The organism is Salmonella sp. GDC200615, from assembly GCF_050574145.1.
Lineage (GTDB): Bacteria > Pseudomonadota > Gammaproteobacteria > Enterobacterales > Enterobacteriaceae > Salmonella > Salmonella enterica.
On the sequence record NZ_CP192247.1, the window covers coordinates 2,952,101 to 2,973,334 of the forward strand.

The window sequence follows — 21,234 nt, forward strand, 5'->3', positions numbered from 1 at the left end:
CTCCCCCAATTTTTATACCTGCATTCAGGCTTTTTCCAGCGTACACAGCAACGGATGCTCGTTCTCCCTTGCATACTTGTTCACCATCGCCACTTTGGTTTCCGCCACCTCGGCGGTGAACACGCCGCAGATGGCTTTGCCTTGATAGTGAACTGCAAGCATCAATTGCGTTGCACGTTCTACATCATAAGAAAAGAATTTTTGTAACACGTCAATAACAAACTCCATCGGAGTGTAATCATCATTGACTAATATCACTTTATACATAGATGGCGGTTTTAGCGCGTCGCGCACGCTATCTTCCACCAACTGGTCAAAATCCAGCCAATCGTTCGTCTTACCCATTGTCAGTCGTCATTATCGGTTACGGTTGTCGGCAGGAAAATCTGCCGCTGACCAGAGTCTATGCACACAATCAATCTACCTCAATTGATAGATAACTAACATCTATCAGTACCATCCGCGACATCTGTCACATTCCCGGCAATAGCGTTAACTGCTTCAAATTTTTGATTCATTTTTACCCGATCCCCCCTGCCTGATGCTTGACGCCTCGCCTGATTTCTCTAAATTGTAATGTCGAGAGTTGGTTAGGTTTTGAACAGCCCCCACTCCGTCACCGGTTCATTCCATCTTACTTATATAAGATTTACGAAGGATGTCGAAGCATGGAAACGGGTACTGTAAAGTGGTTCAACAATGCCAAAGGGTTTGGTTTCATCTGCCCTGAAGGCGGCGGCGAGGATATTTTCGCCCATTATTCCACCATTCAAATGGATGGTTACAGAACGCTTAAAGCCGGACAGTCTGTCCGGTTTGATGTCCACCAGGGGCCAAAAGGCAATCACGCCAGCGTCATCGTGCCCATCGAAGCAGAGGCCGTTGCATAGCTCCTCTGTCTCATTGTGTACATCCAGGAGGCAAAATGCCAGCCCGATCGGCTGGCATTTTTATTTAACGCCAGTGCCTGATAGCGACACTGTTGCATCTTATCAGGCCGACAAATGACGTCAGCGAGATTACTCCCTTGCCAGCGCATCCACCGGGTCCAGTCGCGCCGCGTTTCTCGCCGGTAGCCAGCCAAACAGTATCCCGGTAAACGTCGAACATAAAAACGCGCTCGCCAGCGCAGTCAGTGAAAAACCGATCTCCCAGCCGGGCAGGAAAAGCTGTAGCATAAATGCGATGAACATCGACAAGCTAATCCCCAGCGCTCCCCCAACCAGGCAAACCAGCACCGCTTCAATAAGAAACTGCTGTAGCACATCGCTGGCGCGCGCGCCTACCGCCATACGGATGCCGATTTCACGCGTTCGCTCGGTGACGGAAACCAGCATAATATTCATAACGCCAATGCCGCCGACAACCAGCGAAATGACGGCCACCAGCGTCAGAAATAACTGAAGAGTATAGGTGGTTTTTTCAGCCGTTTTCAGAACGCTGTCCATATTCCAGGTGAAGAAGTCTTTTTTACCGTGGCGTAAGGTGAGCAGGCGGGTAAGCTGCTGTTCAGCCTGATCGCTATCAACGCCATCTTTCACACGAACGGTGATCGAGTTAAGCCATGACTGACCCATTATGCGATCTGACATCGTGCTATAGGGCAACCAAACTTGCAACAGATTGCTATTGCCGTACATGGACGGTTTCTCTTCCGCCACGCCAATAACAATAACCGGCATATTACCCACCAGCACCACTTCCCCTACGACATTCGCTTTATTTGGAAATAGCTGTCGTCGCGTGTTGGCATCCAGCACCACCACCTGCGCGCGATCCTGTTGCTGTACAGCATTGAAGGTGTTCCCCTCCCTAAAGGACATGCCGTAAACGTTAAAATAATCGCCACTGACGCCATTAGCATTTACGGCAATATCAATATTGCCATAGCGAAGACGTAAGCTCTTTGAAACGCTGGGCGTCGCAGAGTTAACCCACGGCTGTTTCTGAATAGCGACCAGATCGTCATATTTCAGCGCCTGTCGATACTGCGGATTGTCGTCGCCAAAATCTTTGCCTGGATGAATATCAATCGTGTTAGTGCCCATAGCGCGGATATCCGCCAGTACCATCTGTTTTGCGGCGTCGCCGACCACCACAATCGACACCACCGACGCAATACCGATAATAATTCCCAGCATGGTCAGTAAAGTACGCATTTTGTTAGCGGCCATCGCTAACCACGCCATTGACAGCGCTTCGCGAAAGCTGCTGGCAAATTGCCGCCAGCCGGGAGCCGTATTAACTACGGCAGCGTCAACGCCCTGTTCGCGTTTCTTTTCCTCCGCGGGCGGATTATGGACAATCTTGCCATCGTGAATTTCAATAATCCGCTCCGCCTGGGCGGCAATCAGCGGATCGTGCGTCACAATGATCACCGTATGTCCGCGATCGCGCAGTTGGCGCAAAATCGCCATCACCTCTTCGCCGGAATGGCTATCCAGCGCGCCGGTCGGCTCATCTGCCAGAATCACCTGTCCACCGTTCATCAGAGCGCGGGCAATACTGACACGCTGCTGCTGTCCGCCAGAAAGCTGTGAAGGTGGGTAATCGACGCGATCGCTTAATCCCAGCCGCAAAAGCAACTCTCTGGCGCGCGCCTGGCGTTTTTTGCGTTCAATGCCGGCGTAGACGGCGGGGATTTCAACATTTTGCGCTGCCGTTAAATGCGACAACAGATGGTAGCGCTGAAAGATAAAGCCAAAATGCTCACGCCGCAGCTGCGCCAGCGCGTCCGGGTCCAGCGTCGAGACGTCCCGCCCCGCCACCCGATAAGTGCCGCTGGTCGGTTTATCCAGGCACCCGAGGATATTCATCAGCGTTGATTTTCCAGAACCGGAAACGCCGACGATCGCCACCATCTCCCCGGCGTGGATTTGCAGGGAGATATCTTTCAACACCGCCACCTGCTCTTCTCCGGAGGGGTAGCTACGACTCACATTGCACAGTTCAAGCAATGCCGTCATGGCGTCGCTCCTGGCCTGCTTTCGCCGATGATCACCTCATCGCCCGCTTCCAGACCTTTAACCACTTCCACGTCTGTATCGTTACGCTCGCCAATGACCACTTCGCGCTCACGTTTTTCGCCGTTACGCAACAGCGCCACTTTATAACGATTGCCGCCCACCGGTTCGCCAAGCGCGGCGAGAGGAATAATCAGCACATTTTTGACATCCATGAGTTGAATATAAACCTGTGCGGTCATATCAAGACGCAAGATTCTTTTGGGATTCGGCACTTCAAACCGGGCGTAATAAAAAATAGCGTCGTTGATCTTTTCCGGCGTCGGCAGAATATCTTTTAAAACGCCTTCATAGCGCGTTTGCGGATCGCCTGCAATGGTGAACCATGCTTTCTGCCCCGCCCGAAGATGGATCACGTCCGCTTCCGAGACCTGCGCTTTTACCAGCATGGTGCTCATATCCGCCAGCGTCAGAATATTGGGCGCCTGCTGAGCTGCAATCACCGTTTGTCCTTGCAGGGTAGTGATTTGCGTCACTTCCCCCGCCATGGGGGCGACAATACGGGTATATTCCAGGTTGGTTTTCGCGGTGTCCAACGAGGCCCGATTACGTTTGATCTGGGCATCTATGGTGCCAATACGCGCCTGTTTAACCGCCATCTCCGTCGCCGCGGTATCCAGATCCTGTTGCGATACCGCCTGAGTCTTAGCTAACTGCTGCTGGCGCGCCAGCGTAACCCGCGCCAGCTTTAACTCAGCGGCTGCCTGCTGACGCTCCGCGTTCAGCTCCATCAAGGTGGCCTCGACCTCTTTTATCTGGTTCTCCGCCTGATCTGGGTCAATCACGCCGAGTAGCTGATCTTTTTTAACGTTATCGCCAATGGAGACCAGCAGCGTTTTCAACTGGCCGCTCACCTGCGCGCCGACATCCACTTTACGCAACGCGTCCAGTTTTCCAGTCGCCAGTACACTCTGTTCAAGATCGCCTGGCCGCACGATTAATGTCTGATAAGTTGGCAGCGGGGCATTTATCATTCGCCAGCCAGCCATCCCCCCCACTAAAAGAATTAAAATAATGACCAGATAACGCTTTTTAAATTTCTTTCCCTTAGCACGCATAGAAACCCTGACGGCAAAATTTTAACCAGAAAGTAAACCGTATCTAAAAAAACCTGACACAATAAAGATAGCGCCGGCTGTGTTGACGATTTATTAATGTTTCCTGTGGTTCAATCTCGACAATCTTATGTCGCGGATTACGATCATGACACAGCTTACAGATAATACCTGGTACACTTCAGATTACATCTCTCCTTTACAATTATTTATTCGTCTGACGCGCGGGCAATTACAGCCAGGAAAATTCTGGCGTAAAGCCAGCTTTCGTCGCAAGTTTTTAATCCGCTCATTAGTCATGCCGCGTGCGACCAGCCAATTACTGACCAATCTCACCCAATGGCCGGAGTTAAATACGTTACTTGCTCGTCAGCCGCGTTTGCCTATTCGGCTACATCGTCCTTATATGGCTGTAAATATTAAACGCGATTTCGCCTTAGATGCGCTGTGTTTTCATTATCAACAGATGCGCCAACTTTTATCGCGGGAACAACAAGTTAGCTATTTAAGTCAGTATGGCCTGAATCTTGCTAAATTTGAAACTAAAACCGGCGAGTTGTTTCAACTTGATTTAGTCAGTCTGGTCTCACTGGATAAAGAAGGTGAAAGCACTATTGTTGTTCGCGACGCACAGTTACGTATTCTGGCAGAGATCACATTTACCCTGTGTCGCTTTAACCAACAACGTACACTATTTATCGGCGGATTACAGGGCGCGGCAAACGACGTCCCTCACGAAATTATCCAGCAGGCGACCAAAGCCTGCCATGGTCTTTTTCCCAAACGCATCGTGATGGAGGCTCTCTGTCAGTTTGCGCAAGTCTTTCAGGCGGAGCAGATTATAGCCGTGAGTAACGATGCGCACGTTTACCGTAGCTGGCGATACATGGATAAAAAGACGCAAATGCATGCCGACTATGACGCGTTTTGGGAATCGTTAGGCGGTGAAAGAATTAAAGGAAATTACTATGCGCTACCGCTGGCGATCGCCCGAAAAAGCGAATCGGAGATCGCCAGTAAGAAACGGGCCGAGTATCGCCGCCGCTATGCGTTACTCGATAGCGTCGTCGAACAGGTTCCGGTCACATTCAAACGTTAATCCGCCCGGCCCCGCGCCAGCCAAACCACGCGCGAGAACATCTTTCTGAACAGCGGCGGCACGGCGTCAATTCCCCGCCGCCCGGCTTCCATCGCGACTTCAATCGCCAAATCCGGCTTTGACGAGCGGTGGATAGCTTTAGTGATAATTTTCCGGGTATTCATCGGCACATTAGGCGGAAGTTGCGCAACCCGGTGAAAAACATCGGCAAAGCCCTGACGATACATAAAATGTTCCATATCCAGCGCAGGCAGCGCCGTGAGATGTTCGCGTTCTTCTTCCCGATCGTTATTAAGCAGACTGCGGACCGTCGCGGCATATTTTTTCCCCGCTTCGTCGCCATCCACCAGGACATGCCACTCGATTCCCATACGGCGAGCGAACTTCACCAGCGGTTTCAGGCCGGACTGAGCAAACTCAATGACTTTAATGCCCTCCGCATCAAAATGATGTCCACACTGACGCGCCAGCTCATTAATAACCCAGGTTTCCGTCTCGCCTTCCACCAGTAGCCAGCAACGCGCAAACAGCGACGACGCGCGATTAAAGCGGATATGAAAGGCGATACGCCGTCCATCTTCCGCGCTTAACCCGCCCGGGCCCAGACGCCAGGCGGCGACGCGGGAAGATTCGCGCACCAGCCGTACGACATGCTCCACCGGCGTTAGCGAGAGCAGTTCGCCTGAGTTGGTTGTCGCTATCCGCTGTAGCGGTAACAGATTGAGCAATTGCCAGGCGACTGAAAGCATAATGGGATGTAAACGGGTTTCCGGATCTTCCACCAGCAGTAATGGTCGAGCGTCTTTATGTAACCGCAGCGTCCCTTTCGCCTGTAACAGCGTGGAGAAAAGCCCCAGCAGGATCACCCGATGCGACCGGCTGCCCGGTTTGTCGATCATCCGATTAATAATATCCAGATAGCGCCAGCTACGCTGCTCATTTTGCGAACGCCGGCGCATGAGTCGGTGACGCGCCTGTCCTGCGCCCTGCTCTGAGAAATAGTGTTCAAGCAGTTGCACCATCGCGGACAGTCCCTGACGAATCTGCCCGTCGGTTAAATTTTGCGGCCGGGTCGCCAGCTCACGCGCCAGAAAATCCAGCTGTCGGGCCGTGACTTCAACATCCGGCACATTGGGCACCGTACCGTTGCGAATACGTCGCATAAAGCGCGCATCGCGCAAACGTAGCACTGGCATCAGACGAACCAGGTGGCGCACCTGATCGTTAATATTTTCCACCAGTAATGGCTGCCCATCGCTATTGAGAAAACTGCGCAGCGTCATCACGCTGCCATCGGCGCCGCATTCGCCCTCTAGCCGATAAAAAATACGGTGAAAATCATCCTCGCAAAGCGACCAGCATACTTCCAGCGCTCTATAACGACGTACCCGATGCCGCCCTGGCTGCGTTTCGCGAAAAGTCAGAATAATATGCAGGTGATGCTCGCGTCCTTTTATGTCGCCAGGCGGAAACCAGAAATCCTCACGGACAAAATGGTAGAGATCGAGTTCCGGCGACAATAACAGAGTCAGCGCATCCAGCAGGCTGGATTTTCCCCAGGCGTTTTCCCCAATCAGCACGTTGTTTTGCTCCAGCATCAACGACAGTCGGTTGATACCGCGAAATCCTACTATTTCAACGCGTTCGAGAATCATGCTTCCTCCAGAAAAACGTCATCACTCCATAAAATTCACCGCAGTATAACGGCAAATGCGTCCGCCAGGCGTGATATTCCCCCCCTTTGCCTGGGGCAAATGTCTGATAAATGTACGGCTGACGGTGTCGCTTTACTGATAGTCTGGAATTCGGTAGTGTCATGTACGCTATTCAAACAATAAAAAAGGGCCCGGCTGTTCATGTTTTCAGGACTTTTAATCATTCTGGTTCCACTGATTGTAGGCTATCTCATTCCACTGCGACATAAAGCCGCATTACAACTCATTAACCGGCTACTGAGCTGGATCGTGTATCTTATTCTCTTTTTTATGGGAATAAGCCTGGCGTTTTTGGATAACCTCGCCAGTAATCTGGTGGCGATTTTTCATTATTCCGCCGTCAGTATTACGATTATTTTATTGTGTAATATCGCCGCCTTATTGTGGCTGGAACGTATCCTCCCGTGGCGTCACCATCATCAGCAGGAAAAACTGCCTTCGCGTATTGCCATGGCGCTGGAGTCGCTGCAACTGTGCGGCGTAGTGGTATTGGGGTTTGTTATCGGCCTGAGCGGACTCTCTGTTTTACAGCACGCCACCGAAGCCAGTGAATATACGCTGATCTTTTTATTGTTCCTGGTGGGGATTCAGCTACGAAATAGCGGCATGACCTTAAAGCAAATTGTGCTTAACCGCCGGGGAATGATGGTCGCGGTCGTTGTCGTGGCAAGCTCATTACTGGGCGGCGTGATTAATGCGTTTATCCTGGACTTACCGCTAAAAACCGCCCTGGCGATGGCGTCAGGTTTCGGCTGGTACTCTCTTTCCGGTATTTTGCTGACGGAGTCGTTTGGACCGGTTATCGGCAGCGCGGCATTTTTTAACGATCTGGCCCGCGAGCTCTTAGCCATTATGCTTATTCCCGGTCTGGTTCGCCGCAGCCGTTCAACGGCGTTGGGCCTGTGCGGAGCGACTTCAATGGACTTTACGTTGCCGGTATTACAGCGCTCCGGCGGCGTAGAGATTGTTCCGGCGGCTATCGTACATGGCTTTATCCTCAGCCTGCTGGTCCCCCTCTTAATGGCGTTCTTCTCGGCCTGATACCTCTTTGGTGGTAGGCATCTGCCGCCAAAATTGCGCTAAATCAATCTCCTTGCACATTATGGCAGAAATCCCTTTTATCCCTTTGTCCACAGGCATAACCTTAAACATGTATATTAAATATAACTTTAAAAGGTGTGACCATGTTTTGTGTGCAATGTGAACAAACCATCCGTACACCAGCCGGAAACGGCTGCTCCTACGCGCAGGGAATGTGCGGTAAAACAGCTGAAACGTCCGATCTGCAGGATCTGCTGATTGCGGCTTTGCAAGGTTTGTCTGCCTGGGCGGTGAAGGCCCGTGAATATGGCATCATTAATCACGACGTTGATAACTTTGCGCCGCGCTCGTTTTTCTCCACGCTGACCAACGTTAACTTCGACTCTCCGCGTATCGTCGGCTACGCCCGTGAAGCGATTGCCTTGCGTGAAGCGTTGAAAGCGCAGTGCCTGAGCGTGGATGCTAATGCGCATTGCGACAATCCGATGGCCGATCTGCAACTGGTCAGCGACGATCTGGGCGAACTGCAACGTCAGGCGGCGGAATTTACCCCGAATAAAGACAAAGCCGCCATTGGCGAGAACATCCTCGGCCTGCGTCTGCTGTGCCTGTACGGTCTGAAAGGCGCGGCGGCGTATATGGAACACGCGCACGTTCTCGGTCAATACGACAACGACATTTACGCGCAGTACCACAAAATCATGGCCTGGCTGGGCACCTGGCCTGCTGACATGAACGCGCTGCTGGAGTGCGCAATGGAAATCGGCCAGATGAACTTCAAAGTGATGAGCATTCTGGACGCCGGTGAAACCACCAAATACGGTCACCCAACGCCGACTCAGGTCAACGTCAAAGCGACTGAAGGCAAGTGCATTCTGATCTCCGGTCACGATCTGAAAGATCTCTACAACCTGCTGGAACAGACCGAAGGCACCGGCGTTAACGTCTATACTCACGGTGAAATGCTGCCCGCACATGGCTATCCGGAACTGCGTAAATTCAAGCATCTGGTCGGTAACTACGGCAGCGGCTGGCAGAATCAGCAGGTCGAATTCGCCCGCTTCCCTGGCCCAATCGTGATGACCTCTAACTGCATTATCGACCCGACCGTGGGCAGCTATGACGACCGTATCTGGACCCGTAGCATCGTCGGCTGGCCGGGCGTTAGCCATCTTGAAGGCGATGACTTCGGGCCGGTCATTGCCCAGGCGCAGCAAATGGCGGGCTTCCCGTATAGCGAAATTCCGCATCTCATCACCGTCGGTTTTGGCCGTCAGACCCTGCTCGGCGCTGCCGATACGCTCATCGATCTGGTCAGTCGTGAAAAACTGCGCCACATCTTCCTGGTCGGCGGCTGTGACGGCGCGCGCGGCGAGCGTAACTACTTTACCGATTTCGCCACCAGCGTGCCGGATGACTGCCTGATCCTGACTCTGGCGTGTGGTAAATACCGTTTCAACAAACTGGAGTTTGGCGATATCGAAGGTCTGCCGCGTCTGGTCGATGCCGGTCAGTGTAACGATGCTTACTCTGCCATCATCCTCGCCGTTACGCTGGCGGAAAAACTGGGCTGCGGCGTCAACGATCTGCCGCTATCGCTGGTGCTCTCCTGGTTTGAGCAGAAAGCGATCGTGATTCTGCTGACGCTGCTGTCATTAGGCGTGAAAAATATTGTCACCGGGCCGACCGCGCCGGGCTTCTTCACGCCGGATCTGCTGGCTGTGCTCAACGAGAAGTTCGGTCTGCGTTCCGTGACCACCGTTGAAGAAGACATGAAGCAATTGCTGAGCGCGTAAGGAGGTCAATGATGACGATGCCAACCTCACAGTGTCCCTGGCGAATGCAGGTGCATCACATCCGTCAGGAGACGCCGGATGTATGGACAATTGCGCTATTATGCCATGATTACTACCCTTACCGCGCCGGGCAGTATGCGCTGGTGAGCGTGCGTAATTCAGCGGAAACGCTGCGCGCCTACACCCTTTCGTCTACGCCGGGCGTCAGTGAATATATCACGCTGACCGTTCGTCGGATTGACGATGGCACGGGTTCACAGTGGTTGACCCATGACATCAAGCGCGGCGATTACATCTGGCTGTCTGATGCAATGGGCGATTTTACCTGTGACGATAAAACAGAAGATAAGTTTCTGCTGCTCGCCGCCGGTTGTGGCGTAACGCCAATCATGTCGATGCGTCGCTGGCTGGCAAAATACCGCCCACAGGCCGATGTGCAGGTCATCTTTAACGTCCGTTCGCCGGATGATGTGATTTTTGCCGACGAGTGGCGACAGTATCCGGTCACGCTAGTGGCGGAAAATCATGCCACGGAAGGTTTTGTCGCGGGCCGTCTGACCACGGAATTATTACAGCGCGTACCGGATTTGGCATCGCGCACCATCATGACCTGCGGCCCGGCGCCCTATATGGATTTCGTCGAACAGGGAGTGAAAGCGCTTGGCGTAACGCGCTTCTTTAAAGAGAAGTTCTTCACGCCGGTGGCGGAAACGGCAACCAGCGGCCTGAAATTCACCAAACTACAGCCAGCGCAGGAATTTTATGCCCCGATCGGTACGACGCTGCTGGAGGCGCTGGAGAGTAATAAAGTACCGGTTGCCGCTGCCTGTCGGGCAGGTGTTTGCGGCTGCTGTAAAACCAAAGTCGTTTCCGGCGACTATACGGTGAGCAGCACCATGACGCTGAGCGAGGCGGAGATTGCCGAAGGTTACGTACTGGCCTGCTCCTGCCATCCGCAGAGCGATCTTGTTCTCGCATAATCGGTAAACGTTCCATCATAGGCCCGGTAAGCGTCAGCGCTACCGGGCGATTTGCCGCTCGCTTCATCCTTTCGCCCCTCTCTTCGCCAAAGAAAAACGTCATCGTCATCTTCAACTAAACTTGTAACCGTTATCACATTTAAGGAGATGGAGAACCATGAAACAAACCGTTGCCGCTTTTATTGCCAAAACGCTGGAACAGGCTGGCGTAAAACAAATCTGGGGCGTCACTGGCGACTCCCTGAACGGCCTGAGCGATAGTCTTAATCGTATGGGAACCATTGAATGGATGCCAACCCGCCACGAAGAGGTCGCCGCTTTCGCTGCCGGCGCACAAGCGCAGCTTACCGGCGAGCTGGCAGTGTGCGCCGGTTCATGCGGACCGGGCAACCTGCACCTGATCAATGGCCTGTTTGATTGCCACCGTAACCACGTCCCTGTTCTGGCGATCGCCGCCCATATTCCGTCCAGTGAAATCGGCAGCGGTTATTTCCAGGAGACCCACCCGCAGGAGTTGTTCCGTGAATGCAGCCACTATTGCGAGTTGGTTTCCAGCCCGGAGCAGATCCCGCAGGTACTCGCCATCGCCATGCGCAAAGCGGTGCTAAATCGCGGCGTCTCCGTGGTCGTACTTCCGGGTGACGTGGCGCTGAAACCCGCGCCTGAAAACGCCGTCACCCATTGGTACCATGCCCCGCACCCCGTCGTTACGCCGGCGGAGGAAGAGCTGAAAAAACTGGCGCAACTGCTGCGCTACTCCAGCAATATCGCATTAATGTGCGGTAGCGGCTGCGCGGGCGCGCATGAGGAGTTGGTCGCGTTGGCGGCAAAACTAAAAGCGCCAATCGTTCATGCCCTGCGCGGCAAAGAGCACGTTGAGTACGATAACCCTTATGATGTGGGAATGACCGGCCTGATTGGCTTCTCTTCTGGCTTCCACACCATGATGAACGCCGATACGCTGATCCTGCTCGGCACCCAGTTCCCCTACCGCGCCTTTTATCCGAGCGATGCCAAAATCATTCAGATTGACATCAACCCGGGCAGTATTGGCGCGCACAGCAAAGTCGACATGGCGCTGGTGGGCGATATTAAAGCCACGCTTCGCGCCCTGCTGCCGCTGGTGGAAGAAAAAAGCAATCGTAAATTCCTCGATAAAGCTCTGGAGCACTATCGGGACGCCCGTAAAGGGCTTGATGACTTAGCCAAACTCAGCGATAAAGCCATCCACCCACAATATCTGGCGCAACAAATTAGTCATTTCGCCGCTGACGACGCTATTTTTACCTGCGATGTCGGCACGCCGACCGTCTGGGCGGCCCGCTATCTAAAAATGAACGGCAAGCGCCGCCTGCTGGGCTCGTTTAACCACGGGTCAATGGCCAACGCTATGCCGCAGGCGCTCGGCGCTCAGGCTACCGCGCCGGGTCGTCAGGTTATCGCGATGTGCGGTGATGGCGGCTTCAGTATGCTGATGGGCGATTTTCTCTCGGTGGTACAGATGAAGCTGCCGATAAAAATCGTCGTCTTTAATAACAGCGTGCTGGGCTTTGTGGCGATGGAAATGAAAGCTGGCGGCTACCTTACCGACGGTACCGAACTGCACGACACCAATTTCGCGCGTATCGCCGAAGCCTGCGGCATTACCGGTATTCGCGTGGAAAAAGCCGCAGACGTGGACGGAGCGCTACAGCGCGCGTTTTCCATTGACGGCCCGGTACTGGTTGACGTGGTCGTGGCAAAAGAAGAACTGGCGATCCCGCCGCAGATCAAACTGGAACAAGCTAAAGGATTTAGCCTGTACATGCTGCGCGCCATTATTAGCGGCCGCGGCGATGAAGTGATCGAACTGGCGAAAACGAACTGGCTAAGGTAAAACAGTGCACATCACCTTTTAAAATCCAGGGATGTGCCATGATTGATTTACGCAGTGATACCGTTACCCGACCGGGCCGCGCCATGCTCGAGGCGATGATGACCGCCCCGGTCGGGGACGACGTATACGGCGATGACCCTACTGTTAACGCCCTTCAGCGCTACGCCGCCGACCTTTCCGGTAAAGAAGCGGCGCTTTTTTTACCCACCGGCACCCAGGCCAATCTGGTCGCGCTGCTTAGCCATTGTGAACGCGGCGAAGAGTATATCGTCGGTCAGGGCGCGCATAATTATCTTTATGAAGCTGGCGGCGCGGCGGTGCTCGGCAGCATTCAGCCGCAGCCCATCGACGCCGCCGCGGACGGTACGCTGCCGCTGGAGAACGTGGCGGCGAAGATTAAAGCGGATGACATCCACTTCGCGCGCACGCGCTTGCTCAGTCTGGAAAATACGCATAACGGGAAAGTGCTGCCGCGCGCGTATCTGAAAGACGCCTGGACATTTACCCGCGAACGTGGACTGGCGCTGCACGTTGACGGCGCCCGAATTTTTAACGCGGTGGTTGCCTACGGTTGTGAGTTAAAAGAGATTACGCAGTATTGCGACTCTTTTACCATCTGCCTGTCAAAAGGTCTCGGAACGCCGGTCGGTTCGCTGCTGGTCGGCAACCGCGATTACATTAAACGCGCGACGCGCTGGCGTAAAATGGTCGGCGGCGGAATGCGTCAGGCCGGGATTCTGGCAGCGGCCGGACTGTATGCGCTGAAGCATAACGTGGCGCGTCTGCAAGAGGACCATGATAACGCCGCCTGGCTGGCGCAGCAGCTTCGCGAAGCGGGCGCGGAGGTCATGCGCCACGAAACGAATATGCTGTTTGTTCGCGTTGGCGAAGCACAGGCCGCCGCGCTTGGCGACTATTTGCGGGAACGGAATATCCTGATTAACGCCGCGCCGAGTGTGCGTCTGGTGACGCATCTGGATGTTTCTCGCGAACAGCTTGCCGACGTCGTCGCCCACTGGCGCGCCTTTTTAGCCCGCTAAGGAGAGCAACGTGGCGCAACGCATTCTGGTTCTCGGCGCCAGCGGCTATATCGGCCAGCACCTGGTCTTTGCGCTAAGTCAGCAAGGACATCAGGTGCGGGCGGCGGCGCGGCGCGTCGAACGTCTGGAAAAACAGCGCCTCGCCAACGTCAGTTGTCATAAGGTCGATCTGCACTGGCCGGAAAATTTACCCGCGCTGCTTCGCGACATTGATACCGTTTACTATCTGGTACACGGCATGGGCGAAGGCGGCGATTTTATCGCCCATGAGCGTCAGGCGGCGCTCAACGTGCGAGACGCGCTGCGCCAGACGCCGGTTAAACAACTTATTTTCCTCAGTTCATTGCAGGCGCCAGAGCATGAGCAATCCGATCACCTGCGCGCCCGCCAGCTTACGGCTGACACGCTGCGCGACGCAGGCGTGCCGGTGACGGAATTACGCGCCGGGATCATCGTCGGCGCAGGCTCCGCCGCCTTCGAAGTCATGCGTGACATGGTTTACAACCTGCCAATACTCACGCCGCCGCGCTGGGTGCGTTCGCGCACCACGCCCATCGCTCTGGAAAATTTACTCTACTACCTGGTCGGCTTGCTGGACCACCCTGCGCACGAGCATCGTATTCTGGAAGCCGCCGGGCCGCAGGTATTAAGCTATCAGCAGCAGTTTGAACGTTTTATGGCCGTCAGCGGTAAACGGCGTCCGCTGATCCCGGTGCCTTTTCCGACCCGCTGGATTTCGGTCTGGTTTTTAAACGTCATTACCTCCGTGCCGCCGACTACCGCAAAAGCCTTAATCCAGGGGTTAAGGCACGATTTGCTGGCCGATGACGCCGCGTTAAAAAAGTTGATCCCCCAAACGCTTATCACCTTTGATGACGCCGTTCGCCGCACGCTAAAAGAAGAAGAAAAACTGGTGAACTCCAGCGACTGGGGCTACGACGCGCTGGCCTTCGCCCGCTGGCGTCCCGAATACGGCTATTTTCCAAAGCAGGCGGGCTTTACCGCGCAGACCCCGGCCAGCCTATCGGCGCTATGGCAGGTCGTAAATCGGCTGGGTGGCAAAGAGGGCTATTTTTTCGGCAATATTTTGTGGCAGACGCGCGCCGCGATGGACCGTCTGGTGGGGCATAAACTGGCGAAAGGCCGCCCGTCGCATACCTTGCTCAAGCCTGGCGATACGGTAGATAGCTGGAAAGTGATCATTGTCGAACCAGAAAAACAGCTCACGCTCTTGTTTGGCATGAAAGCGCCGGGTCTGGGGCGGCTTAGCTTCACGCTGCACGATAAAGGTCGCTACCGCGAAATTGACGTGCGCGCCTGGTGGCATCCCCACGGAATGCCGGGCCTGATTTACTGGCTACTGATGATCCCGGCGCACCTGTTTATTTTCCGGGGAATGGCAAGGCGTATTGCCCGATTTGCAGAACAAATCACAGAAAAATGAGAAAAAGTTGCTGTATTCTTTCGTGTTTCCCATTGCATACCGATGTAATTCACGGAAGAATGCGCACGACGGTTTATTAAACACAGTGGATTGATATGAAGGTACTGGTTACCGGCGCCACCAGCGGCTTAGGTCGAAACGCGGTTGAATTTTTGCGCAATAAAGGCATCAGCGTCAGAGCGACGGGTCGCAATGAAGCGATGGGCAAGCTGCTTGAAAAAATGGGCGCGGAATTCGTCCATGCGGATTTAACCGAACTGGTCTCCTCGCAGGCTAAAGTGATGCTTGCCGGGATCGACACGTTGTGGCACTGCTCCAGCTTTACCTCGCCCTGGGGAACCCAACAGGCTTTCGATCTGGCGAATGTTCGCGCCACCCGCCGTCTGGGAGAATGGGCGGTCGCCTGGGGCGTGCGCAATTTTATTCATATCTCCTCTCCCTCGCTCTATTTTGATTACCACCATCACCGTGATATCAAAGAAGATTTCCGCCCGCATCGGTTTGCCAATGAGTTCGCCCGCAGTAAAGCCGCCGGCGAAGAGGTGATTAATCTGTTGGCGCAGGCCAATCCGCAAACACGTTTTACGGTATTGCGTCCACAAAGCCTGTTTGGCCCGCACGATAAAGTATTTATCCCACGTCTGGCGCATATGATGCACCATTACGGTAGCGTCTTATTACCGCACGGGGGCAGCGCGCTGGTCGATATGACCTACTATGAAAATGCGATCCACGCCATGTGGCTGGCCAGCCAGCCGGGCTGCGATCATCTGCCTTCTGGCCGCGCTTATAACATCACTAACGGCGAAAACCGTACCTTACGCAGCATCGTACAAAAGTTAATTGATGAATTGACTATCGATTGCCGCATTCGCTCTGTGCCTTACCCGATGCTGGATATGATCGCCCGCAGTATGGAGCGCTTCGGCAAAAAATCCGCCAAAGAGCCCCCGCTAACGCATTACGGCGTGTCAAAACTGAATTTTGATTTTACGCTCGATACGACTCGCGCGCAGGAAGAGCTGGGCTACCAGCCCATCATCACGCTGGACGAAGGCATTGAGCGCACCGCCGCTTGGCTGCGCGATCACGGAAATTTACCGCGTTAATCCTGGCCGTACTTCTCCAGTAATGCTTCGGCAATCGCCTGCGTTTCGGCATCTGCGATACCGTTCCATTGCGCCGGACGGAAGTGCATCTGGAACGCCATAATCACCCGCTACTGCCCGCGCGCCGTCATATCGGCTTTGACTTCATAGCCATAGCGCGAGAGTAACGCAAGCACCGTTGCGGTATCGACTGGCGTATACGGCGCGCGTCCAGCCAGATAAAACGCCACATGCTGGGCGTCAGGCCAGGCGCCAATCCCCTGCGCCGCCAGCTCGCGCCACGGGAAGCGCGGGCCGGGATCGTCTTTACGCTGCGGCGCGATATCCGCATGGGCCACCACATTCTGCGGTTTGATGTCATAGCGCGCGATAATGTCCTTCGCTAACGGAATCAATGCCTGAATTTGCGCGGATTCAAACGGCGCGAAAGATTTCACCCCGCCGGACATTCGCCAGCCGCGATTTTCCAGCTCAATGCCAATAGACGTATCATTGAGACGCGTGGCGCCTCGCCAGAAACTGACGCCCGCATGCCAGGCCTGATCCTGTTCCGGCACCAGTTGCCAGATGCGCGGTTTACCGCCATATAATGGCGGGGTTGCGGGAATCAGGTAATGCGAACTGACGTTGCGGCCCGTTAACGTCGCCAGCGAAACGTCAAAGTTTTCCGCCGTATAGTGAATCACCAGGACTTTAATGCGCGGATAGGCCGCCTGCGCCCGATGTCGGGTATCAAGCTGATATCCCTCTTTATCGATAATTCCTTTTTCGCTCGCGCAGCCTGTTAACAGCAACGCGAGACCCACCAGCCACAGTAGCGCTTTCATCGGCGCGTTTTCACCGCCGTTCCGCTGACGCTGACCATTAGCATACTGCCATCCTTGCCGACAGTTTCGTAATCAATATCGATGCCTACCACCGCATCGGCACCCAACGCTTTAGCCTGCTCGCCAAGTTCCTGAAAAGCCGATTTCACGCGCTTTACGCAGCTCTTTCTCATACGCGCCGGAACGTCCGCCGACGATATCCCGAATGCCGGCGAAAAAATCGCGGAAAATATTGGCGCCTAAAATGGCTTCGCCCGTTACCACACCGCAATACTCCACGATGCTTTGTCCTTCCAGCGTTGGGGTTGTTGAAAACTGCATAGTGAATCTCCCGGGTTAGCTAAGCACACGATCTCAAACGCATTATCAAGCTGATACGCTATCATTGAAAGGATATAATTGATTATCGTAGATCGGTTTTTGCTCGATCGCCTATAAGGAAATCATCATGCGCTATTCTAAACTCTCTTTGCTCATCCCGTGCGCGCTTCTGCTTAGCGCCTGTACGACCGTCACTCCCGCCTACAAAGATAATGGCCCGCGTATCGGCGCGTGTGTGGAAGGCGGCCCGGACAGCGTGGCTCAACAATTTTACGACTACCGTATTCAACACCACAGCAATGATATCGCCGCGCTTCGCCCCTACTTGAGTGATAACCTGGCGAAATTGTTGACCGACGCCAGCCGCGATACGGAGCACCGCCAGTTGATGAGCGGCGATCTGTTCTCCAGCCGCGCTACGCTGCCGGATAGCGCCAACGTCGCCAGCGCATCAACCATTCCGAACCGAGATGCGCGCAACATTCCTCTGCGGGTGGCGTTAAAACAGGGCGATCAAAGCTGGCAGGATGAAGTGCTTATGATTCACGAAGGCTCATGCTGGGTGATTGACGACGTTCGCTATCTGGGCGGAGATGTCCATGCCCCTGCCGGTACGCTGCGCCAGTCAATAGAAAACCGTTAACAGACAGTATTCCCCCGCTTTTGCACCCATAACCCCGTAAATTGTCTGGCATTCTGCCCGGGATGCCGACAATTCTTCTTACCTACTATTCCTCCTGCTATTTTGTGCTATGTTTAGGGAAGAATGTGGGATATATTTAACTTTTAACGCATAAATATTGCATAACTATTCTGCGAAAGGTACTATCTGCGGCTTCAATAGCTATCAGACTGCCTGTATACGAGTGTCAATGAGTATTCAATTAAACGGCATTAATTGCTTTTACGGCGCGCATCAGGCGCTGTTCGATATCACGCTGGATTGCCCCGAAGGCGAAACGCTGGTGTTGCTTGGCCCAAGCGGGGCGGGTAAAAGTTCGCTGCTGCGTGTACTCAATCTGCTTGAGATGCCGCGCTCCGGCACTTTGACTATCGCCGGGAACCATTTTGACTTTACGAAAACGCCGTCCGATAAGGCGATTCGTGAGCTACGTCAAAATGTCGGAATGGTCTTTCAGCAATATAATCTTTGGCCGCATCTCACCGTTGTGCAGAATCTGATTGAAGCGCCCTGCCGCGTACTGGGTCTGACAAAAGATCAGGCGCTGGCGCGCGCAGAAAAGCTGCTGGAGCGTTTACGTCTGAAGCCATATAGCGATCGTTATCCGTTGCACCTTTCCGGCGGTCAGCAGCAGCGCGTCGCGATTGCCCGCGCGCTGATGATGGAGCCGCAGGTGCTGCTGTTTGATGAACCGACCGCCGCGCTGGACCCGGAAATTACCGCTCAAATCGTCAGCATTATTCATGAGCTGGCGGAAACGAACATTACTCAGGTGATCGTTACGCATGAAGTCGAAGTGGCGCGTAAGACCGCCAGTCGTGTGATTTATATGGAAAATGGTCACATCGTCGAGCACGGTGATGCGGGTTGCTTTGCCCACCCTCAGACCGAAGCGTTCAAAAACTATCTCTCTCACTAAGATTCGGGACAATGACAATGAAAAAAGTTCTGATTGCCGCGCTAATTGCAGGCTTTAGCCTTTCCGCTACAGCAGCCCAGACCATTCGTTTTGCGACCGAAGCGTCCTATCCGCCGTTCGAATCGATGGATGCTAATAACAAGATTGTCGGCTTTGACGTCGACCTGGCCAACGCGCTATGTAAAGAGATCGACGCCTCCTGTACCTTTACCAATCAGGCGTTCGACAGCCTGATCCCCAGCCTGAAATTCCGCCGCTTCGACGCTGTAATGGCGGGAATGGATATCACGCCGGAACGTGAAAAGCAGGTGCTGTTTACCACGCCATATTACGACAACTCCGCGCTGTTCGTGGGTCAGCAGGGCAAATACACCAGCGTTGATCAACTGAAAGGCAAGAAAGTCGGCGTACAGAACGGTACGACGCACCAGAAATTCATCATGGATAAGCATCCGGAAATCACCACCGTACCGTATGACAGCTATCAGAACGCGAAGCTGGATCTACAAAATGGCCGTATCGACGCTGTTTTCGGCGACACGGCGGTCGTGACCGAATGGCTGAAAGCCAATCCTAAGCTGGCGCCGGTCGGCGATAAAGTCACCGATAAAGATTATTTCGGCACCGGCCTGGGTATCGCGGTACGTCAGGGCAACACCGAGCTGCAGCAGAAATTCAATACTGCGCTGGAAAAAGTGAAGAAAGATGGGACTTACGAGACCATCTATAACAAATGGTTCCAGAAGTAATCTTTGATGAACGAATTTTTTCCTTTAGCAAGCGCCGCCGGGATGACCGTCGGCCTTGCCGTCTGCGCGCTGATCATTGGCCTCGCGTTAGCCATGTTCTTTGCCGTCTGGGAGTCCGTAAAATGGCGCCCGATTGCCTGGATAGGCTCCGCGCTGGTCACTATTTTGCGCGGCCTGCCGGAAATTCTGGTGGTGCTGTTTATCTATTTCGGCTCCTCGCAACTCCTGCTTACGCTGTCTGACGGGTTTACCCTCCATCTCGGCTTTACGCAGATCCCGGTGCAAATGGAGATTGAGAACTTTGACGTCAGTCCGTTCCTGTGCGGCGTGATTGCGTTGTCCCTGCTGTATGCGGCCTATGCGTCGCAGACGCTACGTGGCGCGCTGAAAGCCGTTCCGTCTGGTCAGTGGGAGTCGGGTCAGGCACTGGGATTATCAAAGACGGCGATTTTTTTCCGTCTGGTGATGCCGCAGATGTGGCGTCACGCCCTGCCAGGGCTGGGTAATCAGTGGCTGGTGTTGCTAAAAGATACGGCTCTGGTCAGCCTTATCAGCGTTAACGATCTGATGTTGCAGACCAAAAGTATTGCCACACGCACCCAGGAACCGTTTAACTGGTACATTATTGCGGCGGCTATTTACCTGGTCATTACGCTGATCAGTCAGTACATTCTCAAACGCATAGACCTGCGCGCAACACGTTTTGAGCGGAGGCCAGACTAATGCTTGAGTACTTACCTGAACTGCTAAAAGGGCTACACACCAGCCTGACGCTGACCGTGGCTTCTATTGCCGTCGCTTTGGTGCTGGCGTTAGTTTTTACCATCATCCTGACGCTAAAAACGCCGTTCGTGGTGTGGCTGGTGCGCGGCTATATCACGTTGTTTACCGGTACGCCGTTGTTGGTGCAAATTTTCCTGATCTACTACGGACCCGGTCAATTCCCGACACTGCAAGAGTATCCGCTACTCTGGCATCTACTGTCTGAACCGTGGCTGTGCGCACTGATCGCGTTGTCGCTAAACAGCGCCGCTTATACCACGCAGCTATTTTATGGCGCGATTCGCGCGATTCCGGAAGGTCAGTGGCAGTCCTGCGGCGCGCTGGGGATGAGTAAGAAAGATACGCTGGCGATTTTGTTGCCCTATGCGTTTAAACGCGCCCTCTCCTCCTATTCTAATGAGGTGGTACTGGTCTTCAAAAGTACCTCGCTGGCCTATACCATCACCTTGATGGAAGTCATGGGGTACAGTCAGTTGCTCTATGGTCGTACCTACGATGTGGTGGTATTTGGCGCGGCAGGCGTAATTTACCTGGTCGTCAACGGTCTATTGACGCTGATGATGCGTTTGATTGAGCGTAAAGCCCTGGCGTTTGAGCGGCGCAATTAACCAGGCAGGATAAGGCATTCTCGCCGCCGTTCGACAATGGTCAGATGGCGCTGCGCTTATCAAGCCTACGATGCATAATATTGAATAAACCCGACGGACAAGTGGTTAACTTGTCCGTCTTTTTTTATCCATTTCAAAATATTTAATCATTTTTATTGCATACAAAT

General features: G+C 53.9%; 19 protein-coding genes and 2 pseudogenes. 14 read left to right on the forward strand and 7 right to left on the reverse strand.

All coding sequences use genetic code 11. The features are described from left to right. Positions 1–24: 24 nt before the first annotated feature. Together clpS and ACQ29O_RS14275 are read right to left on the reverse strand one after the other, a co-directional pair. Positions 25–345: an ATP-dependent Clp protease adapter ClpS gene (gene clpS / locus ACQ29O_RS14270; protein ID WP_000520789.1), complete on the reverse strand. Its 321-nt coding sequence runs from the start codon at positions 343–345 to the stop codon at positions 25–27. A 95-nt stretch (positions 346–440) separates the two neighbouring features. Beyond that, complete coding sequence (locus tag ACQ29O_RS14275) at positions 441–518, reverse strand: hypothetical protein (protein WP_212742690.1); 78 nt, start codon at positions 516–518, stop codon at positions 441–443. 150 nt (positions 519–668) lie between these two features. Here ACQ29O_RS14275 and cspD point away from each other — a divergent pair, with 150 nt between their 5' ends. Further along, positions 669–890, forward strand: coding sequence for a cold shock-like protein CspD (gene cspD / locus ACQ29O_RS14280; protein ID WP_000447499.1), 222 nt, complete (start codon positions 669–671; stop codon positions 888–890). 129 nt (positions 891–1,019) lie between these two features. Here cspD and macB read toward each other — a convergent pair whose 3' ends face one another. Continuing rightward, complete coding sequence (macB, locus tag ACQ29O_RS14285; RefSeq protein WP_000125873.1) at positions 1,020–2,966, reverse strand: macrolide ABC transporter ATP-binding protein/permease MacB; 1,947 nt, start codon at positions 2,964–2,966, stop codon at positions 1,020–1,022. Continuing rightward, positions 2,963–4,081, reverse strand: a complete 1,119-nt coding sequence (gene macA, locus ACQ29O_RS14290; RefSeq protein ID WP_001201751.1) for a macrolide transporter subunit MacA — start codon at positions 4,079–4,081, stop codon at positions 2,963–2,965. Before macA ends, macB begins: the two co-directional genes overlap by 4 nt. A 145-nt stretch (positions 4,082–4,226) precedes the next feature. Between macA and ACQ29O_RS14295 the strand changes: the two genes are divergently transcribed. Further along, positions 4,227–5,177 carry a VirK/YbjX family protein gene (locus ACQ29O_RS14295; RefSeq protein ID WP_001519893.1) on the forward strand — a complete coding sequence of 317 codons (951 nt, stop codon included), beginning with the start codon at positions 4,227–4,229 and terminating at the stop codon, positions 5,175–5,177. On the opposite strand, the gene ACQ29O_RS14300 is transcribed toward ACQ29O_RS14295, so the two are convergent. Beyond that, entirely contained in the window at positions 5,174–6,832 is a 1,659-nt protein-coding gene (locus ACQ29O_RS14300) for an ATP-dependent endonuclease (RefSeq protein ID WP_000599774.1), read from the reverse strand. The two genes, ACQ29O_RS14295 and ACQ29O_RS14300, sit on opposite strands and share 4 nt — an antisense overlap. 201 nt (positions 6,833–7,033) lie before the next feature. On the opposite strand from ACQ29O_RS14300, the gene ACQ29O_RS14305 reads away from it, so the two are divergent. The 7 genes from ACQ29O_RS14305 to ACQ29O_RS14335 all read left to right on the forward strand — a co-directional run bounded on the left by ACQ29O_RS14305 (position 7,034) and on the right by ACQ29O_RS14335 (position 16,178). Beyond that, positions 7,034–7,933, forward strand: coding sequence for a lysine exporter LysO family protein (locus ACQ29O_RS14305; protein ID WP_000491118.1), 900 nt, complete (start codon positions 7,034–7,036; stop codon positions 7,931–7,933). Positions 7,934–8,076: 143 nt separating this feature from the next. Beyond that, complete coding sequence (gene hcp, locus ACQ29O_RS14310) at positions 8,077–9,729, forward strand: hydroxylamine reductase (protein WP_000458795.1); 1,653 nt, start codon at positions 8,077–8,079, stop codon at positions 9,727–9,729. An 11-nt stretch (positions 9,730–9,740) separates the two neighbouring features. Further along, the gene (hcr, locus tag ACQ29O_RS14315) at positions 9,741–10,709 is read left to right on the forward strand and encodes an NADH oxidoreductase (protein ID WP_001676981.1); all 969 of its coding nucleotides are present in this window, start codon (positions 9,741–9,743) and stop codon (positions 10,707–10,709) included. Between the two features lie 157 nt (positions 10,710–10,866). Beyond that, a complete protein-coding gene (gene poxB, locus ACQ29O_RS14320) occupies positions 10,867–12,585 on the forward strand; it encodes a ubiquinone-dependent pyruvate dehydrogenase (protein WP_000815309.1) in 1,719 nt (572 codons plus the stop codon). A 38-nt stretch (positions 12,586–12,623) separates the two neighbouring features. Further along, positions 12,624–13,625, forward strand: coding sequence for a low-specificity L-threonine aldolase (ltaE, locus tag ACQ29O_RS14325; protein ID WP_000566348.1), 1,002 nt, complete (start codon positions 12,624–12,626; stop codon positions 13,623–13,625). A gap of 10 nt (positions 13,626–13,635) precedes the next feature. Further along, complete coding sequence (locus ACQ29O_RS14330) at positions 13,636–15,069, forward strand: SDR family oxidoreductase (RefSeq protein WP_000079010.1); 1,434 nt, start codon at positions 13,636–13,638, stop codon at positions 15,067–15,069. Positions 15,070–15,164: 95 nt separating this feature from the next. Then, a complete protein-coding gene (locus ACQ29O_RS14335; protein WP_000866905.1) occupies positions 15,165–16,178 on the forward strand; it encodes an NAD-dependent epimerase/dehydratase family protein in 1,014 nt (337 codons plus the stop codon). On the opposite strand, the pseudogene ACQ29O_RS14340 reads toward ACQ29O_RS14335, so the two are convergent. Both ACQ29O_RS14340 and ACQ29O_RS14345 read right to left on the reverse strand, forming a co-directional pair. Continuing rightward, positions 16,175–17,005, reverse strand: a pseudogene (locus ACQ29O_RS14340) (N-acetylmuramoyl-L-alanine amidase). The gene ACQ29O_RS14335 and the pseudogene ACQ29O_RS14340 overlap by 4 nt on opposite strands. Further along, positions 17,002–17,326 (reverse strand): annotated as a pseudogene (locus ACQ29O_RS14345) (heavy metal-binding domain-containing protein). Before ACQ29O_RS14345 ends, ACQ29O_RS14340 begins: the two co-directional pseudogenes overlap by 4 nt. 127 nt (positions 17,327–17,453) lie before the next feature. Between ACQ29O_RS14345 and ACQ29O_RS14350 the strand changes: the two are divergent. The 5 genes from ACQ29O_RS14350 (at position 17,454) to artM (ending at position 21,067) form a co-directional block, all read left to right on the forward strand. Next, complete coding sequence (locus tag ACQ29O_RS14350) at positions 17,454–17,969, forward strand: lipoprotein (protein WP_001270724.1); 516 nt, start codon at positions 17,454–17,456, stop codon at positions 17,967–17,969. Positions 17,970–18,198: 229 nt separating this feature from the next. Then, positions 18,199–18,927 (forward strand): arginine ABC transporter ATP-binding protein ArtP, encoded by a 729-nt coding sequence (gene artP / locus ACQ29O_RS14355; RefSeq protein ID WP_000027186.1) that lies wholly within the window; start codon positions 18,199–18,201, stop codon positions 18,925–18,927. A 17-nt stretch (positions 18,928–18,944) separates the two neighbouring features. After that, complete coding sequence (gene artI, locus ACQ29O_RS14360; protein ID WP_000756586.1) at positions 18,945–19,676, forward strand: arginine ABC transporter substrate-binding protein ArtI; 732 nt, start codon at positions 18,945–18,947, stop codon at positions 19,674–19,676. 6 nt (positions 19,677–19,682) lie between these two features. Continuing rightward, positions 19,683–20,399 carry an arginine ABC transporter permease ArtQ gene (gene artQ / locus ACQ29O_RS14365; RefSeq protein ID WP_001001677.1) on the forward strand — a complete coding sequence of 239 codons (717 nt, stop codon included), beginning with the start codon at positions 19,683–19,685 and terminating at the stop codon, positions 20,397–20,399. Continuing rightward, the gene (gene artM / locus ACQ29O_RS14370; protein WP_000895396.1) at positions 20,399–21,067 is read left to right on the forward strand and encodes an arginine ABC transporter permease ArtM; all 669 of its coding nucleotides are present in this window, start codon (positions 20,399–20,401) and stop codon (positions 21,065–21,067) included. The genes artQ and artM overlap by 1 nt, the downstream gene beginning before the upstream one ends. Positions 21,068–21,234: the final 167 nt, after the last annotated feature.

Coding starts and splice junctions, on each gene's coding strand:
- ACQ29O_RS14305 (WP_000491118.1), top strand. CDS start 7,034: ATGTTTTCAGGACTTTTAATCATTCTGGTTCCACTGATTGTAGGCTAT.
- artQ (WP_001001677.1), top strand. CDS start 19,683: ATGAACGAATTTTTTCCTTTAGCAAGCGCCGCCGGGATGACCGTCGGC.
- hcr (WP_001676981.1), top strand. CDS start 9,741: ATGACGATGCCAACCTCACAGTGTCCCTGGCGAATGCAGGTGCATCAC.
- ACQ29O_RS14275 (WP_212742690.1), bottom strand. CDS start 518: ATGAATCAAAAATTTGAAGCAGTTAACGCTATTGCCGGGAATGTGACA.
- artM (WP_000895396.1), top strand. CDS start 20,399: ATGCTTGAGTACTTACCTGAACTGCTAAAAGGGCTACACACCAGCCTG.
- cspD (WP_000447499.1), top strand. CDS start 669: ATGGAAACGGGTACTGTAAAGTGGTTCAACAATGCCAAAGGGTTTGGT.
- artP (WP_000027186.1), top strand. CDS start 18,199: ATGAGTATTCAATTAAACGGCATTAATTGCTTTTACGGCGCGCATCAG.
- ACQ29O_RS14350 (WP_001270724.1), top strand. CDS start 17,454: ATGCGCTATTCTAAACTCTCTTTGCTCATCCCGTGCGCGCTTCTGCTT.
- ltaE (WP_000566348.1), top strand. CDS start 12,624: ATGATTGATTTACGCAGTGATACCGTTACCCGACCGGGCCGCGCCATG.
- clpS (WP_000520789.1), bottom strand. CDS start 345: ATGGGTAAGACGAACGATTGGCTGGATTTTGACCAGTTGGTGGAAGAT.
- ACQ29O_RS14335 (WP_000866905.1), top strand. CDS start 15,165: ATGAAGGTACTGGTTACCGGCGCCACCAGCGGCTTAGGTCGAAACGCG.
- hcp (WP_000458795.1), top strand. CDS start 8,077: ATGTTTTGTGTGCAATGTGAACAAACCATCCGTACACCAGCCGGAAAC.
- macA (WP_001201751.1), bottom strand. CDS start 4,081: ATGCGTGCTAAGGGAAAGAAATTTAAAAAGCGTTATCTGGTCATTATT.
- ACQ29O_RS14295 (WP_001519893.1), top strand. CDS start 4,227: ATGACACAGCTTACAGATAATACCTGGTACACTTCAGATTACATCTCT.
- artI (WP_000756586.1), top strand. CDS start 18,945: ATGAAAAAAGTTCTGATTGCCGCGCTAATTGCAGGCTTTAGCCTTTCC.
- macB (WP_000125873.1), bottom strand. CDS start 2,966: ATGACGGCATTGCTTGAACTGTGCAATGTGAGTCGTAGCTACCCCTCC.
- poxB (WP_000815309.1), top strand. CDS start 10,867: ATGAAACAAACCGTTGCCGCTTTTATTGCCAAAACGCTGGAACAGGCT.
- ACQ29O_RS14300 (WP_000599774.1), bottom strand. CDS start 6,832: ATGATTCTCGAACGCGTTGAAATAGTAGGATTTCGCGGTATCAACCGA.